Source organism: Chitinophaga sp. OAE865 (assembly GCF_040546735.1).
GTDB lineage: Bacteria > Bacteroidota > Bacteroidia > Chitinophagales > Chitinophagaceae > Chitinophaga > Chitinophaga polysaccharea_A.
The window spans coordinates 7,419,753-7,437,434 of sequence record NZ_JBEPOF010000001.1 but is presented as its reverse complement, the minus strand read 5'-3'; the positions used below and the strand labels follow the sequence as shown (position 1 = coordinate 7,437,434).

The 17,682-nt window shown below is 47.4% G+C and carries 13 protein-coding genes; 11 read left to right on the top strand and 2 right to left on the bottom strand.

All coding sequences use genetic code 11. The features are described from left to right. The first annotated feature begins 127 nt into the window (after positions 1-127). Entirely contained in the window at positions 128-622 is a 495-nt protein-coding gene (locus ABIE50_RS29580) for a YkgJ family cysteine cluster protein (protein WP_142686265.1), read from the top strand. Between the two features lie 42 nt (positions 623-664). Here the strand turns inward: ABIE50_RS29580 and ABIE50_RS29575 are convergent, their stop codons facing one another. After that, positions 665-1,921, bottom strand: a complete 1,257-nt coding sequence (locus ABIE50_RS29575; RefSeq protein ID WP_209862364.1) for an MFS transporter — start codon at positions 1,919-1,921, stop codon at positions 665-667. Between the two features lie 141 nt (positions 1,922-2,062). Here ABIE50_RS29575 and ABIE50_RS29570 point away from each other — a divergent pair, with 141 nt between their 5' ends. Both ABIE50_RS29570 and ABIE50_RS29565 read left to right on the top strand, forming a co-directional pair. Further along, positions 2,063-3,292 carry a PQQ-dependent sugar dehydrogenase gene (locus tag ABIE50_RS29570; RefSeq protein ID WP_209862360.1) on the top strand — a complete coding sequence of 410 codons (1,230 nt, stop codon included), beginning with the start codon at positions 2,063-2,065 and terminating at the stop codon, positions 3,290-3,292. A 250-nt stretch (positions 3,293-3,542) separates the two neighbouring features. Then, a complete protein-coding gene (locus ABIE50_RS29565; RefSeq protein ID WP_209862357.1) occupies positions 3,543-5,663 on the top strand; it encodes a carboxy terminal-processing peptidase in 2,121 nt (706 codons plus the stop codon). A 302-nt stretch (positions 5,664-5,965) separates the two neighbouring features. Here the strand turns inward: ABIE50_RS29565 and ABIE50_RS29560 are convergent, their stop codons facing one another. Further along, entirely contained in the window at positions 5,966-7,582 is a 1,617-nt protein-coding gene (locus tag ABIE50_RS29560; RefSeq protein ID WP_354028233.1) for a S41 family peptidase, read from the bottom strand. A 216-nt stretch (positions 7,583-7,798) separates the two neighbouring features. Between ABIE50_RS29560 and ABIE50_RS29555 the strand changes: the two genes are divergently transcribed. From ABIE50_RS29555 to ABIE50_RS29520, 8 genes are all read left to right on the top strand, one after another. Next, positions 7,799-8,647 carry a BadF/BadG/BcrA/BcrD ATPase family protein gene (locus tag ABIE50_RS29555; RefSeq protein ID WP_209862354.1) on the top strand — a complete coding sequence of 283 codons (849 nt, stop codon included), beginning with the start codon at positions 7,799-7,801 and terminating at the stop codon, positions 8,645-8,647. Between the two features lie 19 nt (positions 8,648-8,666). Further along, complete coding sequence (gene murQ / locus ABIE50_RS29550) at positions 8,667-9,485, top strand: N-acetylmuramic acid 6-phosphate etherase (protein WP_209862351.1); 819 nt, start codon at positions 8,667-8,669, stop codon at positions 9,483-9,485. Between the two features lie 29 nt (positions 9,486-9,514). Beyond that, on the top strand, positions 9,515-10,078 hold the full coding sequence (locus ABIE50_RS29545) for a hypothetical protein (protein ID WP_142686272.1): 564 nt from the start codon (positions 9,515-9,517) through the stop codon (positions 10,076-10,078). A 187-nt stretch (positions 10,079-10,265) separates the two neighbouring features. Continuing rightward, the gene (locus tag ABIE50_RS29540; protein ID WP_209862349.1) at positions 10,266-10,949 is read left to right on the top strand and encodes a succinate dehydrogenase cytochrome b subunit; all 684 of its coding nucleotides are present in this window, start codon (positions 10,266-10,268) and stop codon (positions 10,947-10,949) included. A gap of 19 nt (positions 10,950-10,968) precedes the next feature. Beyond that, positions 10,969-12,942, top strand: coding sequence for a fumarate reductase/succinate dehydrogenase flavoprotein subunit (locus ABIE50_RS29535; protein ID WP_142686274.1), 1,974 nt, complete (start codon positions 10,969-10,971; stop codon positions 12,940-12,942). 63 nt (positions 12,943-13,005) lie between these two features. After that, positions 13,006-13,770, top strand: coding sequence for a succinate dehydrogenase/fumarate reductase iron-sulfur subunit (locus ABIE50_RS29530; protein WP_142686275.1), 765 nt, complete (start codon positions 13,006-13,008; stop codon positions 13,768-13,770). A gap of 325 nt (positions 13,771-14,095) precedes the next feature. Next, the gene (locus tag ABIE50_RS29525) at positions 14,096-15,481 is read left to right on the top strand and encodes a Gfo/Idh/MocA family protein (protein ID WP_209862346.1); all 1,386 of its coding nucleotides are present in this window, start codon (positions 14,096-14,098) and stop codon (positions 15,479-15,481) included. A gap of 137 nt (positions 15,482-15,618) precedes the next feature. Beyond that, on the top strand, positions 15,619-17,673 hold the full coding sequence (locus tag ABIE50_RS29520) for a S9 family peptidase (protein ID WP_354028231.1): 2,055 nt from the start codon (positions 15,619-15,621) through the stop codon (positions 17,671-17,673). The last annotated feature ends 9 nt before the right edge of the window (positions 17,674-17,682 follow it).

The window sequence follows — 17,682 nt, the reverse complement described above, 5'->3', positions numbered from 1 at the left end:
TATGCAGATTTTAAGCAACGGCCAAACAATCAGCACTGGCGGGGGAAAACGGTGATAAATGATCCATCGGGGAAGTGTTCCTGTGTCATAATTTTGTCCACCGACTATTTACCTATCTTTGCATCAAATGAGTAAAATATTAGAAGACTGGCAACAGAAGGCCCAGGATAAGCAAAAAGCCAATAAACAGTTCCTCGCAAAACTGCAAACCCGCCGTGGAAAAGGGGTGGAGAAGCTGTTGCCGGACCTGCATGAAGAAGCATTCAGTAAAATTGATTGCCTCGAATGCGGTAATTGCTGTAAAACCATCAGCCCACGGTTCAAAGGCCCCGATATCAGGCGCATTTCCAAACACCTGGGGATGAAGGAAGGAGAATTTATTGATACCTACCTGAGGATTGATAAGGATGAGGACTATGTGGTGAAGTTCACGCCATGTCCGTTCCTGGGCGATGATAATTACTGCGGGATCTATGATGTACGTCCGGGTGATTGTGCCAACTATCCTTATACAGACAGTTACGATTTCTTTAAACGCCCGAAGATCACCTACGAAAACAGTACGGTTTGCCCGGCTGTTTATTATGTGCTGGAAAAGTTAAAGGAGAAGATGGACCTGTAAATACGGCAGGCGGTTAGCCTGTTAAAGACCAGCCGCCGCCAGCTAGGGCTTCAGATCAAGCTTACGCATTGCCGGTGAAATAACATAGGTAGTGATCACCACACCCAATGTAACACATCCGCCAAACACAACAGATGGCACCAAACCCATTGCCCTGGCCATAAAGCCACTTTCAAAGGCGCCAAGCTCATTGGAAGATCCCACGAACATGGAGCTTACAGACGCCACCCTTCCGCGCATATCATCCGGGGTTTTTAACTGCAGGATCGTTTGACGGATAATTACACTGATGCCGTCCAGCGCGCCGCTGATCAGCAAGGCAAACATCGACAGGTAAAAGCTGGTGGAAAGGCCAAAGAGGATAATGGTTAAACCAAATCCAAACACCGCCGCCAGCAGCTTGATTCCCGGTTTGTTCACCAAAGGCCGGTGCGCCAGTATGAACATGGTGATCAATGCACCTACTGCCGGCGCTGAACGCAGCAGCCCATATCCCAGGGAGCCCACATGCAGCACGTCTGTAGCGAATGCAGGTAACATGGCCACCGCACCGCCAAACAACACGGCAAACATATCCAGCGCCATGGCATTCAATACTACTTTTGTTTTCCACACAAACCGCATCCCTTCGGTAAGACCGGCCATAAAGCTTTCCCCTTTGGGTTTGTAATAAACCGGTTTGGGTTTTATTTTTAACAGACTGTATAACGGAGGCAGGAAAATAAAAACCACTATCAGCATAGACCAGTGAACCCCGAACCAATGTATAAAAAGCCCACCCAGCGCGGGGCCCAGTACACCGCCTATCTGCCAGGCAGAGCTGCTCCACGTAGAGGCGTTGGCGTAGAGCTCACGGGGTACCAGCAACGACAGCAGGGTGAAAGTGGAAGGGCTTGTATAAGCACGCACAATACCTCCTATAAAAACCAGCAGATAGATAAGGTTAAGCACCCAGTGTTTTGAAATACCCGCCACTGCCCGGTCCCAGGTTAAAAGGAATAATCCCGAGCTGATAAAAAGATAAGCAATCACACATTTGAGGAGCATGGACCGTTTCTCCCGTTTATCTACCATATGCCCGGCAAAAGGGGCCAGTAACACGGCAGGGATTACTTCTGCCAAACCAATCAATCCCAGTGAGAAAGGATCTTTGGAAATTTCATATACTTTCCATTCTATGATGGCAAATTGCATTGCCAGCGCAAATACAAGCGCAAAGCGGATTACCAGGTAATAATTGAATTCCGGAAAGCGTAGCGAAGCGTATGGGTCGTTCTTTTTCGATGCCGTAGTGTCCAACCTGATGAGTTTTTTGCGAAGGTACAAAAATCACGAAACGCGACCACGGAATATGAAACAATCCGCTTCACCGCTCACCACAATCAGTTCTTCTTTTCCGCTTTCTGGTTTATATTTATTCTGCATTAATATCGCAGTTCTATGGAAATACATACCCTTATTTTCCGTGCATTACTACCCGCACTGTTTATACAGATGGCCTGCGCCGGTAACGGTTCCAAAGATGATAGCCCCGAGCCTCCGGTGCCGGCGGCCCGGAAAGCGAAGCTGCAGCTGGTAACCGACCAGTTCATATCTCCGGTGAACATGGCCGTGCCGGGGGATGGCAGCGGCAGGTTATTTTTTTGCCAGAAAGAAGGAAAAGTATGGGTCGTACAGCAAAATAAACTGCTGCCCACACCTTTCCTGGATGTAAGCAGCGACATGATTGCTGTAAACCCCGGCTATGATGAACGCGGCCTGCTGGGGATGGCTTTTCACCCCGATTTTAAATCGAACCATAAATTTTATGTGTATTACAGCTCGCCTGCGAAAAAGGCCGGCTTTGATCATACCAGCCGCCTGGTAGAGTTCACCACCAGGACGGATAATCCCAACCTGGCTAATCCCGCATCCAAAAGGATCGTGCTGGAAGTGGACGAACCGGAATCCAACCACAATGGCGGCCAGCTGCAGTTTGGCCCTGATGGCTATTTGTATGTGGGTCTTGGCGATGGCGGCGGTGGTGGCGACAAACATGGCACTATTGGCAACGGGCAGGATCTTAATACTTTACTGGGCAAGATATTAAGAATAAATGTCAATGGAACGCCCTATTCCATACCGCCAGATAATCCTTTCGTGAACAAGCCAGGCGCCCGGCCTGAAATATGGGCCTATGGCCTCCGTAACCCCTGGCGCTTTTCATTCGATAAAAGCACCAAAATGCTTTTTGCGGGGGATGTAGGACAGAATAAATATGAAGAGGTGGATATTATCACCAAAGGTGGCAACTATGGCTGGCGTATCCTGGAAGGGAACCACGATTATAACGTGCCGGCAGGAACCGACAGGTCGTCGCTGATTGCTCCCATCCACGAATACGGCCACGATGTGGGGATAAGTATCACCGGGGGCTATGTATACCGGGGAAGTGCCATCCCGGCATTAAAAGGGTTATATATTTTCGGCGATTATAACGGGAAAACCTTCATGCTCATACCCAACGGAAAAAAATGGGACAGCGCCCCGCTTGAGCTCACAGGCCGTCCGGCAGACAATCTCCAGATCCTCAGCTGGGGCGAGGATGAACAGGGAGAGCTTTACATGCTTGCCAGTACTTCCGGCAGCAGTGGTTTTAAAGGAGCAGTGTACAAACTGGTAAAAGACTGACAGGCAGCAACATTCCTGGCATTTTATTCGTTTACTATAGGCCCCTTTAAGGTTTAACCGGATATGGAGCATCCCCTGGGATGTTAAACAGGTACTGCAGCGAGCCGGAAAGAGAAGCGCTTTTCAGCCACGTATCTCGCCTGGAGGCCGTTTGGCCCAATTTTTTGTTAAAAGGAAATAAATTGCTCAACCGACGGGTGATTTTATTTTATATTTGATTTGACAACGTTTAAGTTCAATTGAGATACATATGAGACTGAAAGTGATTATACCGGTTGTGCTGCTTAGCATCTCCGCAGGCGTGTTGGCTTTTAATAAGCTCGGACATAATGACGATCCTCCTGGTCGTTATGAGGTGATCATGAACCTGGTGGGGCAGATGCTGAAAGAAGGGCATTACCAACCCAAAGCAATAGATGATAAATTCTCCACCGAAGTTTTTAATAAATACCTGCGTAGCCTGGACACGGAAAAGAAATTTTTCCTGAAAACAGATGTGGATAAACTGATGCCTCTCTCCGTTCATATTGATGATGAACTGAAAGGTGCGCCGATCGACTGCTTCCGCAGTATCAACACCCTGATCAAGCAAAGGGTGGCCGAAGCGGCAGCCATTTACCCGGAAATTCTCTCCAAACCTTTTGATTTTACAGTAGATGAAAAGGTAACCCTGGATCCCGATAAGCTGGACTATCCTGCAGATGAGAATGCCCGCAAGGAATCCTGGCGTAAAGTATTGAAATACCGTACACTGGAAAAACTGACGGATCTCCAGGAAATGAGGGAAAAAGATAAAGGCAAGGACAGTGTTAAAGCCAAAACCGATGCGGAACTGGAAGTCGAAGCCCGCACAAAGGTGAAACAACTGTACGACCGCTATTTTGAACGCCTGAAAAACAGGCAGAACGATAATGATCGCTTTAACCTCTACGTAAATGCGATCACCACTACGATGGATCCGCATACCGACTACTTCCCGCCGGATGAAAAACGTGCGTTTGAAGAGCAAATGGCCGGTAAATTCTTTGGTATCGGCGCCCAGCTGAAAGAAGAAGGCGACAAGATCCGCGTGGTAAGCATTGTGACCGGAAGCCCCAGCTGGAAACAGGGACAGCTGAAAGCCAATGATGTGATCCAGAAAGTGGCACAGGGAAATGCCGAACCAGTGGATATTACCGGTTACCCCGTGGAAGACGCGGTGAAACTGATCCGCGGTAAAAAAGGCACTCCTGTAAAACTGACCGTGAAAAGCGTGGATGGTACCACCAAAGATATCACCATTGTACGTGATGAAATTGTTACCGAAGAAACATTCGCCAAATCAGCGATCATCAACGGACAGCATAAAATAGGCTATATCTATCTGCCGGAATTTTACGCCGACTTCAACGACCGTAACGGCGCCCGCAGCGCGGAAGACGTTGCCAAGGAAGTGGCTAAACTGAAAGCGGAAAATGTGGAAGGCATCATCCTTGACCTCCGCTTTAACGGTGGCGGCTCCCTCCAGGATGTAGTGCAGATGGCCGGCCTGTTCATTCCGGAAGGGCCTGTAGTACAGGTGCGCTCCCGTGGAGGCGATGCAGTAGTGCTGCGCGACCGCGACAAGAATGTACAATATGAAGGCCCGCTGGCTATCATGGTAAACGAATACAGCGCATCCGCTTCTGAAATCATGGCCGCCGCCATGCAGGATTATAAGCGCGCCGTGATCATTGGCAGTTCCCAAACATTTGGTAAAGGCACCGTTCAGCGCCTCTTCAACCTGGACGACTTCTACCCGGTAAAAGACGGTGGCAGCCTCGGCGCCCTGAAACTTACCCAGCAGAAGTTCTACCGTGCCAACGGTGGTTCTACCCAGCTGAAAGGTGTGGCTTCTGATATCGTATTGCCCGATCCATACTATGAAATAGCGGAACGTAAAGACTCCGATGCCCTGGTATGGGACGAAATTCCCCGTGCAAGCTTTACAGCATGGTATAACCCGGTAAATACGGAATCGCTGAAAAAGAACAGTGAAAAAAGAATGGCTTCCAGCCCCGCGTTCAAGTTACTCAACGAAAACCTGAACACTTTAAAGAAGCTGGAAAAACAGGAAACTTATTCACTGAACCTGCAAACCTATAAATCAGAGCAGAAAACAAACACCGCTGCACTCAAAAAATATGATGCAGTAAATGATAAAGTGAAAGAGCTCAATATTGTAAACATCAAATCCGATATGGAGAAATTTGGCAGCGACTCATCCAAGATTGCCCGTAACAAGGACTGGATCAAGGTCAGGACCAAAGACATCTATCTCGACGAAGCAGTGAACGTCATGAACGACCTGATCGTTCAGTCGTTGCCTAAAATGCAGCGTAAGAACCAGTAGTGAGCGGAGGGGATCGCCTTCGGCGATTGTCTTGGAACACTGATTACGCTGATTATACTGATTAGTTTGATTTTAATTTTGTGATTTTATAAATAAATAAGGGAGATATAAGCAGGTATGCTTTTATCTCCCTTAACTATGTTGTCCCGGGACACCGGTTTAAAAAGATTAGGGAAGATAAAGCAGTATATCCGCTTCTATCTTCCCTAATCTTTTTAAATCAAAAATTAAAATCAAACTAATCAGTATAATCAGCGTAATCCTGCTCCAAGACAATTTCCTTCGCCGAAGGCGAAGAACAATCACTCCGATGCACCTTTTTCCTTAGCCACTACTTCGAGCGCTTTCTTTACCATCGGGTCTTCTGCATTGATGGCTTCATAGAAGCCTTCTGTTCTGTATAGCTGGCGGGCCAGCATAGCTTTGAGCCGGGTGCGTATTTCTATTTCGTCGCGGGCAGTAAGATGATCCAGTCCCGGAACGCTGTCTTTTTTAGCGTAGGCTTTGAAGTCGCCGATCAGTTCGGGTGTAGCCCGGAAGTTTTTAGTGAAATCGGCTGCATCTTTGTAAGATTTAAATATTTCCCGGTGCGAAGTGTAATACTGGTAAGCAAAATTGCTGAATGTATTGCGGGTATAAATAGCGGTTAAAGTAGGTGTAAAACGGGACGTGTCAAACGGAATAAAAATGTCCGGAGTAATACCGCCGCCGCCATAAACAGGCCGGCCTGCCGCTGTTTTATAAAGCACGGTATCTGTTATTTTGATACTGTCTTTATTCACCATTTCTCCGTGGTGATAACGTTCAATGATATCATCGTCATAATCATCATGTCCCTTACCGTATGGTTTCTGGATACTTCTGCCGGAAGGGATGTAGTAACGGGCTACGGTAAGGCGCAGGGCCCCTCCGTTATCCAGGTCGTATTGCTCCTGTACCAGGCCTTTACCGAAGGTGCGGCGGCCGATAACAGTACCGCGGTCCCAGTCCTGTACAGCGCCGGCAAGGATTTCGCTGGCAGAAGCAGAGCCTTCGTCGGTAAGTACCGCCAGGGCGCCTCTTTCAAAAAGCCCCGGCCGTTTGGTTTTATAATCGGTCCGTGGAAAGTCTTTGCCCTTCGTATATACGATCAGTTTCTGGTCGTCGATCAGTTCATCCGCGATGCGGGTAGCTGCATCCAGGTAGCCGCCGGGATTCTGCCGGAGGTCGATCACCAGTTTTTGCATGCCTTGTTTTTCCAGCTGCCGGATGGCTTTCATAAACTCATCGTAAGTGGTGGCAGAAAATTTACTGATCTTAATATAGCCTACACCCGGCGCCGCCATGTAGCTGGCGTCTATACTGTACAAGGGAATAACGCCGCGTTTAATGGGAATGGTGATCTTTTTATCCTGTCTTAATACAAGTGTGTTTACAGTAGATCCGGCCGGGCCTCTCAGCAATTTGCGGATCTTTTCCGGTGTAATACTATTACCGGCCACCAGGCTGTCGTTCACTTTCAGGATTTTATCGCCGGTTTGCACGCCTGCTGATTCAGACGGGCCTCCGCTCAGCACACTTACCACATTCACCGTATCTGCAGTAATATTGAATTCTACCCCGATGCCCTCAAAATTTCCTTCCATATCTTCATTCACCCGTTGCAATTCGGAAGGCGGTATATATATGGAGTGGGGGTCCAGGTGGGTCAGCAATCCCTCTATGGCTTCCTGCTGTAACTCATCTGTATTCAGGGAATCTACATATTTCGCTTTGATCAGGTCCATTACTTCCTGTAATGGTCCCCTGTTGGGTTTGGTGAAAAACACGGTGGCCCCTCCGTTGTTCGATCCAGGCATTTTATGTCCGAGGAACATTCCCAGGGCTAATACAACTGCAAAGAGAAGAGGTAAAAAAACATTCAACTTCCTGTTAGACATAATCAGATTATTATCCCGCTAATTTATATGACCAATCTTTGTTTCCATGTAGCAAAAGCACCTGGCGGAAAGCAATCTGCTGCATACATGTATCATCATCACTTAAACTTAAAGCGGCCATTTGTTTTTATGAACCCCTTTTGTTTAAATTGTGACAAAAATAGCATAAATCAGGTGCAAACTTTTAGGATTCTTAAATTTCATAAATAACCGGATATGGGTGCTGGAATAAAGTTAGTGGCAGACAGCGGATCTACGAAGACGGAGTGGGGCGTGCTGGGCGCCACGGAACCCGTGGTGTTGAAAACGCAGGGCGTAAGCCCTTATTTTCAAACTGCGGAGCAGATAAAGGCTATCCTGGAAAAGGAACTGGTACCGCAGTTACCTGCCGGTAAATCCGTAATGAATGTATTCTTTTATGGAACGGGTTTATCTCAGCCCAAGAACCTGCAACTGGTATCGGATGCTATAAAGGCCGTTTGGCCGGATGCTGCATATGATGTGCAGCACGATCTCATGGGGGCCGCACGCGCACTGTGCGGCACGCAGGAGGGCGTAGTGAGCATACTGGGCACTGGTTCCAATTCCTGTTATTACAACGGGAAGGAAGTGGTGAAGAATAATCCCGGTCTTGGTTTTATCCTCGGAGATGAAGGCAGCGGGGCCTACCTGGGACGAAAAGTATTGCAGTATTATCTCTACCATAGTTTTGATGCCGACCTGCATGCGCGCTTCGAATATAAGTACCACACTACCAAGGATGAGATCCTGGAAAGCGTGTACCGCAAGCCGTTAGCCAATCGCTACCTGGCAGGGTTTACCGAGTTCCTGTCGGAGAACCGTGAGCACTATATGATCCAGAATATCCTGGAAGACGGGCTGAACGACTTCTTCTTTAACCATATTTATAAATACAGGGAAAGCTGGACTACTGCGCTTCATTTTACCGGTGGGGTAGCATGGCATTTCCGCGATATCATCAGCGAATTGTGCGAACTGTATGAACTGCCTATGGGCAAGGTATTGCGTACGCCTATGGAGGGTTTGCTGAACTATCACCGTTAATCATTTTCAACCTTTTAATATGTCATTTGTAAAAGTAACGGAACAGGCTTCTCATTATCGTCATCTTGAAAAGATGAGCGTGCAGGAGCTGCTGGCCAACATGAATAAAGAAGATCAGACTGTTCCGTTAGCCGTGGAAAAAGCTATCCCGCAAATTGAGAAACTGGTCAACGCTGTGGCAGATAAAATGCTGGCAGGCGGCCGCCTGTTTTATATGGGCGCCGGTACCAGCGGCCGTTTGGGGGTAGTGGATGCTTCCGAGTGCCCGCCTACTTTTGGCGTGCCTCAGGGCCTGGTAGTAGGATTGATCGCAGGCGGCGACAGCGCTATACGGAAGGCAGTGGAGTTTGCAGAAGACAGCCGTACTCAAGGTTGGGAAGACCTGAAGGCGTATAATGTAACTGATAAGGATGTGGTAGTGGGCATCGCTGCCAGCGGCACCACTCCTTATGTAATAGGAGCGCTCAATGAATGCCGCAAACATGGCATTGTTACCGGGAGCATCAGCTGTAACCCTGATACGCCGGTATCTGCGGCGGCTGATTTCCCCGTGGAAGTGGTGGTAGGACCGGAGTTTGTAACGGGCAGCACACGCCTTAAAAGCGGCACCGCGCAGAAGCTGGTGCTGAACATGTTGTCGACCGCCGTAATGATCCAGCTTGGAAGGGTGGAAGATAATAAAATGGTGAACATGCAGCTCAGCAACGAGAAGCTGGTGGATCGCGGCGTGAAAATGCTCATGGAACAATTGTCGCTTACCAATTATGAACAGGCCCAGGAACTGCTGTTAAAGGCCGGCAGTGTAAAAAAGGCGGTAGACGACTTTACCGGGAAATGATCTGAAAATCTTTATACCCATAACCAGGTATGCATAACATAGAGCCATATTACAACTGGCGGCACCTGTACACCGCCGAAGAAGATGAGTACTCCCCGTTTTACGGAAGGGAATACAGTGAGTTTGAATATTCCAATTCGGTGTATAATTATTATATACATCCGCAATGGGATGAATTTGGCTCGCGTAACCTGTACATGAAGATCCTTTTTACGGATTACCAGTTTAATTTTGTGATCATAGAATTACTGGGAGAATGGAATGATGCTATTGACAACGACATCATGACCATGAAGCGCAACATCATCGATACACTTATCGCGCAGGGCATTACAAAGTTTATTCTCATCACTGAAAATGTAATGAACTTTCATTCTTCTGATGATTGTTATTACGAAGAATGGTGGGAAGATATCCGCGATGATGGCGGCTGGATCGTAAGTCTTAACATGCCTGTGCAAACGCGTGAAGAGTTTGAAAGAGCCCGTCTGCATTATTATGTGCACCTGCTGGACGACGATAAATGGCGGACATATCAGCCTTTGCACCTGTTCAATATGGTGGATAACATCATGCTGAAACGGCTGGAATAATATTAATTTTCATTACAAAATGAAAGATATTATGCGTGTTATGATGATTATTAATTTATAATGCATGCAAATAATATAATATCTGTATTGAAACCTGATAAATATCATTTGGTTTTTATTTTTCCTGCGTTAAATTTGCCCGACATTTCAAACATCTTTTTATACTAGGAAGCTTAGAATTTTACTTATGAAGTGGTCACAGTTCTTTAATACCTCTATCGGTAAGAAGTTATTGGTAGGTGCTACCGGCTTGTTTCTTTGCAGTTTTGTTATTGTACACCTGGCGGGTAATTTCCAGTTGCTGTACAACGACGAAGGCAAGGCCTTTAACGCATATGCTGCGTTTATGGGACATAACAGCCTGATTCAGTTTATTGCCTGGGGGCTGAAAATTGTGATCCTGCTGCACGCATTTGTTGCGCTTCAGCTCACGTTCAGCAACAGGGCCGCCCGTCCGGTGAAATATGCCGTGAACCCGGGTAATCAGACATCTTCCTGGTTCAGCCGTCAGATGGCCATCATGGGAAGTATCCTTCTCGTTTTCATCGTTATCCACCTGGTTAACTTCTGGGGAAAATTTCACTACACGGAAATGCCTACCCGTACTTATGAGGGCAGCATTGAACCGTTGAAAGATCTGTATGCCTTGTCTTATGAAACCTTTAAGAACGGCTGGCTGGTAGTATTGTATGTGATCGGTATGATCGGCCTGTCTTTTCACCTGATCCACGGCTTTAAAAGCGCCTGTCAGACCTTCGGTTTAAATCATAAAAAATACAACGGTCTTCTCAGCTTCATCGGTATATGGGTGTTTGGAATAGCCATCCCTGTTGGTTTTGCTATTATTCCCGTTGTAATCTATTTCAAATAATTCTGTAAAGTAAGGATATATGTTGAACGCAAAAATTCCTGCCGGACCATTAAATTCCAAATGGGAAGACTATAAAGGACATTGTAAGCTGGTGAATCCTGCCAATAAACGTAACCTGGAAGTGATCATCATTGGTACAGGTTTGGCCGGTGCATCAGCAGCAGCTTCGTTAGGTGAGTTAGGATATAAAGTAAAAGCATTCTGCTTTCAGGATAGTCCGCGCCGTGCACACAGTATTGCCGCCCAGGGTGGTATCAACGCGGCAAAGAATTATCAGAACGACGGTGACTCTGTTTTCCGTTTGTTCTACGACACAGTAAAAGGTGGTGACTACCGCGCACGTGAAGCCAACGTACACCGTTTGGCAGAAGTAAGCGGTAATATTATAGATCAGTGCGTGGCACAGGGTGTTCCTTTTGCCCGTGAATATGGTGGCCTGTTAAGTAACCGTTCTTTCGGTGGTACACAGGTACAGCGTACTTTTTATGCAGCAGGCCAAACCGGCCAGCAGCTGTTGCTCGGCGCTTACTCTGCACTGGAACGCCAGGTGGCATTGGGTAATGTGAAAATGTACAACCGCCACGAAATGCTCGACATCGTAAAAATTGATGGCAAGGCACGTGGTATCATCGCACGTAACCTGGTAACCGGCGAACTGGAACGCCATTTCGGTCATGCTGTACTGATTTGCAGTGGCGGCTATGGCAACGTGTTCTACCTGTCTACCAACGCAATGGGCTCTAACGTAACAGCCGCCTGGAAAGCAACAAAGAATGGCGCTTACTTCGCTAACCCCTGCTTCACACAGATCCACCCTACCTGTATCCCCGTGTCAGGCGATCACCAGTCAAAACTGACCCTCATGTCAGAATCACTGCGTAACGATGGCCGTATCTGGGTGCCTAAAAAACAGAACGATACCCGCAAAGCCAGCGAAATTCCTGAAGAAGAAAGGGATTATTACCTGGAAAGAAGATATCCTGCATTCGGTAACCTTGTTCCCCGCGACGTGGCTTCCCGTGCAGCAAAAGAAAGATGCGATGCCGGTTACGGCGTAGGTACTTCCAAACAGGCAGTGTACCTCGACTTTGCCGCCGCGATCGAGCGCTATGGCAACATTGAAGTGGGTAAACGCCAGATCACTAATGCTTCCAAAGAAGAGATCATTAAACTGGGTAAAGAAGTAGTAGCCGAAAAATATGGTAACCTGTTCGACATGTACGCCAAGATCACCGGTGAAAATCCCTACGAACTGCCCATGCGTATCTATCCTGCGGTACACTATACAATGGGCGGCCTTTGGGTGGATTATGAACTGGGAACTACTGTTCCCGGCCTGTATTCCCTGGGAGAAGCAAACTTCTCCGATCACGGCGCTAACCGCCTGGGAGCATCTGCACTGATGCAGGGCCTGGCCGATGGTTATTTCGTGATCCCTTACACTGTAGGTAATTACCTGGCAGATGAGATCCGCACAAAAGCAATTCCTACCGACCACCCCGCTTTCGTAGAAGCAGAAAATAAAGTAAGAGACACCATTAATAAACTAATGAGCATTAAAGGCTCTAAGTCTGTCGATTTCTTCCACAAAAAACTCGGTAAGATCATGTGGGATAAATGCGGTATGGCACGTAATGAACAAGGCCTGAAAGAAGCGATTGAAGAGATCAAGGCGCTGAGGGCAGAGTTCTGGAGAGATGTGCGTATTCCAGGTGAAGCGAACGAATTCAACCCTGAACTGGAAAAAGCCGGTCGTGTGGCCGACTTCCTGGAACTGGGCGAACTGATGTGCATCGACGCACTGAACCGCCGCGAATCCTGTGGTGGTCACTTCCGCGAAGAATCACAAACCGACGAAGGGGAAGCACAACGCGACGATGAAAACTTCAGCTATGTGGCTGCATGGGAATATAAAGGCGATGGCCAGTACGAACTGCACAAGGAACCACTGGAATTCGTTGAATGTAAACCAACACAGCGTAGCTATAAATAATGGTTATTGGCGAACTGTTTAACGGTTAGCCAGGATTATAAATCAAATAATTGTCCAAGGTATATGGAACATTATAACATGAACCTCACATTAAAAGTGTGGAGGCAGAAAAACAAAGATGATCAGGGTAGATTTGAAACGTTACAGGCAAAAAACATTTCTTCTGAAATGTCGTTCCTGGAAATGTTTGATGTGGTGAATGAAGAGCTGATCAATGAAGGCAAGGAACCAATAGCATTTGACCACGATTGCCGCGAGGGTATCTGCGGTATGTGCTCCATGCATATCAACGGCCGTGCACATGGTCCGTGGAATGGTACTACTACCTGTCAGCTGCACATGCGCGCTTTCAAGGATGGCGATACCATCACGGTAGAGCCCTGGAGGGCAGGAGCATTCCCGGTAATCAAAGATCTGACTGTAGACAGATCGGCGTTTGACCGTATCATTGAAGCGGGTGGTTATATTTCCGTGAATACAGGTAACGCACAGGATGCGAACTGTTTACCGGTAGATAAAAATAAAGCGGATCTGGCTTTTGCTGCAGCGGCCTGTATCGGTTGCGGCGCCTGCGTAGCAGCATGTAAGAACTCTTCTGCCATGCTGTTCGTATCTGCAAAAGTTTCCCAGCTGGCATTGCTGCCACAGGGCCAGCCTGAAAGGCAAACCCGCGCACTCAATATGGTGGCGCAAATGGATAAGGAAGGCTTTGGCAGCTGTACCAATACCGGCGCCTGTGAAGCGGAATGTCCGAAAGAAATTTCCCTCACCAATATTGCCCGCCTCAACAGGGAGTTTATTGCTGCAGGTTTTTCTTCTGAGAAATAAGCAGATGTTTCAGCGGATTTTGTCTCGGAACACTGATTCAGATGATTTCGCTGATTTTACTGGTTTTATTTTTTGAATGATATATAAAGGAGATGGGAATGTTATGGCATTCCTATCTCCTTTCTTTTTATTTTTTTATTATCCGTATTCCTGATCCAGCTGATTTTACTCTTAAAAAAGAATCCCAAAGTAAAAATCAGCATAATCATCATAATCCTGGGTCCGGCAAAAAACCGCACTGATCTCCGCTCATCCTTTCGACTTTAACTTTCTAAATTTTTTTATTATTATGTGCTTTTTCCACGTAATGTAAAACAGAGAACATATGTCAGAACAATCACGCAGAAAGTTTATCAAGCACATAGGCAGCACCGCCGCACTGCTTGGCATAGGTCAATTGGCCGCCATCGCTAAAGACCAGGAACATGTAGAGATATTGCAGCCCGAAAAACGGGTAGCCTCCAATGATAAAATCCGTATAGCCTGCGTAGGAATGGGTATTATGGGATTCGGGGATGTGGAAACGGCTATCAAAGTGCCGGGAGTGGAATTTGTAGGCGCGGCTGATCTGTATACCGGTCATCTTGAGAAAGTAAAAGAAGTGTTCGGTCCGCAGGTTTACACCACCCGCGACTACCGGGAATTGCTGAAACGGAAAGATATAGACGCTATTATAGTAGCTACGCCCGATCACTGGCACGATACCATTGCCATTGCCGCTATGGAGGCAGGAAAGGCCGTTTACTGCGAAAAACCGATGGTACAGCAGATAGAGGAAGGTCACAAAGTAATTGCCACACAACAACGTACCAAAGCCGTTTTCCAGGTAGGCAGCCAGCGTGTTAGCAGCGTGGCGCTTGCAGAAGCCCGTAAACGTTACCGGGCCGGTGAAATAGGACAGTTGAATGTAGTGGAAGCAAGGATGGACCGCCACAGCGCGCTCGGCGCCTGGCAGTATTCCATTCCACCGGATGCTTCACCGGCTACTGTAGACTTTGACACTTTCCTGAAAGATACCGCCAAACTGCCGTTTGACCCCGTACGGTTTTTCCGCTGGCGTAACTACCGCGCCTACGGTACCGGTATTCCCGGCGACCTGTTTGTGCACCTGATCTCCGGCCTTCATTTTATTACGGGATCGCTCGGGCCTACCTCCATTTATGCCAGCGGCAACCTGGTGCAATGGAAAGATGGCCGCGATGTGCCGGATGTGGTAGTAGCTATTTTTGATTACCCGGAAACAAAAGAACATCCTGCTTTCCAGATGACGCTCCGCGTGAATTTTGCCGATGGCAGCGGCGGTGGGGAATACACCCGTTTTATCGGGACCGAAGGCGTACTGGAACTGGGCTGGAACGACTTCAAAATCAAAAAACATAAGCTGCCGGAAGCACCGGGCTATGGTGGCTGGGATACCTATAACACATTTACCAAACAACAACAGGCGCAATATGTGCAGGAGTATAACGCAAAATATTCCGCAGATAAACGGAATACGGTAGAAACATCCAGCGCTTTTGCCGCTCCGAAAGGGTACGACGACCGCCTGGATCACTTTACCAACTTCTTTGAATCCATGCGTTCCGGCAAACCCGTGGTGGAAGATGCGGTATTTGGCCTCCGTGCCGCCGGCCCTGCCCTTGTAACCAATGAAAGCTACTTCAGCAAAAAACTGATTAACTGGGACCCGGTGAATATGAAAATAGTGTAGGGAGAATTCGTACTTTGTATTGCTTTTGAGTTAAACCATACTATTTAAATCTATCTCCTATGTTTAAAAACTTCCAGGGTAATTGTTGGTTGCTTTTGGGAATGGTGCTTTTGTCTTGTAATGAAAAGAAAAAAACTATGAATGACCAGGTTGATGTAAAACCTCCTGTAGCAGAGAAGATAGCTAAAGAGCTCAGTATCCACGGCGACACACGGATAGATAATTATTACTGGATGAATAACCGGGAAGATCCGAAAGTACTGGCCTGGCTGAATGCAGAGAACGGGTATCTCGACACCATCCTTTCTCCCGAAAAAAAACTCCGTGAAAATCTCTTCACAGAGATGAAGTCCAGGATCAAGGAAACAGACATGAGTGTACCCTATCTTAAGAACGGGTATTATTATTACACCCGTTACGAGGAAGGGAAGGAGTACCCTTTGCATTGCCGCAAAAAAGGCAGCCTGGAAGCGCCCGAAGAAGTGATCCTGAATGTGAATGAGCTGGCCGCTGGTCACGCCTATTGCCAGGTAGCCGGGTTGAGTGTAAGCCCCGATACGAAATTGCTCGCTTACGGGATAGATACGGTAAGTCGCCGGCGTTATACTATCCGGATCAAGAACCTGGAAACAAACGAGCTTCTTGCAGACGAGATCCATGAAACCACCGCCGGCAGCACCTGGGCCAGTGACAATAAAACCCTTTTCTATTCCCGCAAAGATACCGTTACCCTCCGGGCCGATCGTATTATGCGGCACTCACTGGGTGTGGCTGCTGATAAGGAAGTGTATCATGAGGCAGATGAAACATTTGATGTAGCTGTTTCCAAAACAAAATCCGGCAAATATATTATCATCAACAGCGAAAGTACCCTGTCGTCCGAAAGTCGCATCCTGGATGCCTCCAAGCCTAATGACGCATTCCGCATTTTCCATCCGCGGGAAAAGGATATGCTGTATCATGTGGATCATCGCGATGATAAATTCTATATCACCACTAACTGGAACGCTCTTAACTTCCGACTAATGGAAACTCCGCTGGATAAAACTTCCAGGCAAAACTGGAAAGAGCTCATTCCCAACCGCAGCGATGTGCTGCTGGAAGGCGTGGAGCTGTTTAAAGAGTTTACCGTATTGGAAGAAAGAAAAGGCGGCCTGACACAGATCCGTATCATCAATGATAAAACCCATACCGAAAAATACCTGCCATTTTCAGAAACAGCTTATACCGCATCTGTAAGCAGTAACCCGGAAATGGACAGCAGGGAACTGCGGTATAATTATACTTCCATGATCACACCCAACTCGGTGTATGATTACAATATGGAAACAGGGACCAGTGAATTGAAACGTCAGCAGGAAGTACTGGGCGGCTATGATCCCAAAGATTATGCAACAGAGAGATTATTTGCCACTGCTTCGGATGGTACCAAAATACCGGTGTCGATAGTGTATAAGAAAACCTTTGAGAAAAATGGCAAAGGGCCGCTATTGCTGTATGGCTATGGTTCCTATGGCAACAGTATGGATGCCACTTTCAGCTCCACCCGGTTAAGTTTGCTGGACCGTGGTTTTGCCTTTGCCATTGCGCATGTACGCGGCGGTCAGGAAATGGGCCGTCAATGGTATGAAGATGGCAAAATGTTTAAGAAGAAAAATACGTTCACTGATTTTATAGCCGTTGCAAAATTCCTGGTACAGCAGCATTATACGGACTCTGCACATCTTTACGCAATGGGTGGAAGCGCCGGCGGCCTGTTGATGGGCGCTGTTGCCAATATGGAGCCAGCCTTGTTTAACGGCATTGTGGCGCAGGTTCCTTTTGTGGATGTGGTTACCACCATGCTCGATGAAAGTATTCCGCTTACTACTGGTGAGTTTGATGAATGGGGCAATCCAAAGAACAAGGATTCATATGATTACATGAAGTCCTACTCCCCTTATGATAACGTAGAGCGTAAAGCTTACCCCAATATGCTGGTCACTACCGGTTTACACGATTCCCAGGTACAATACTGGGAACCGGCCAAATGGGTAGCGAAATTAAGGGAGTTGAAAACAGATCACCATTTACTGCTGCTGCACACTAATATGGAAGCCGGCCATGGCGGCGCTTCGGGGAGGTTTAAGTCGCTGGAAGAAGTGGCGCTGGAATATTCCTTCCTGTTAAAGCTGGAAGGGAAAGAAAAATAGTAAAACGAA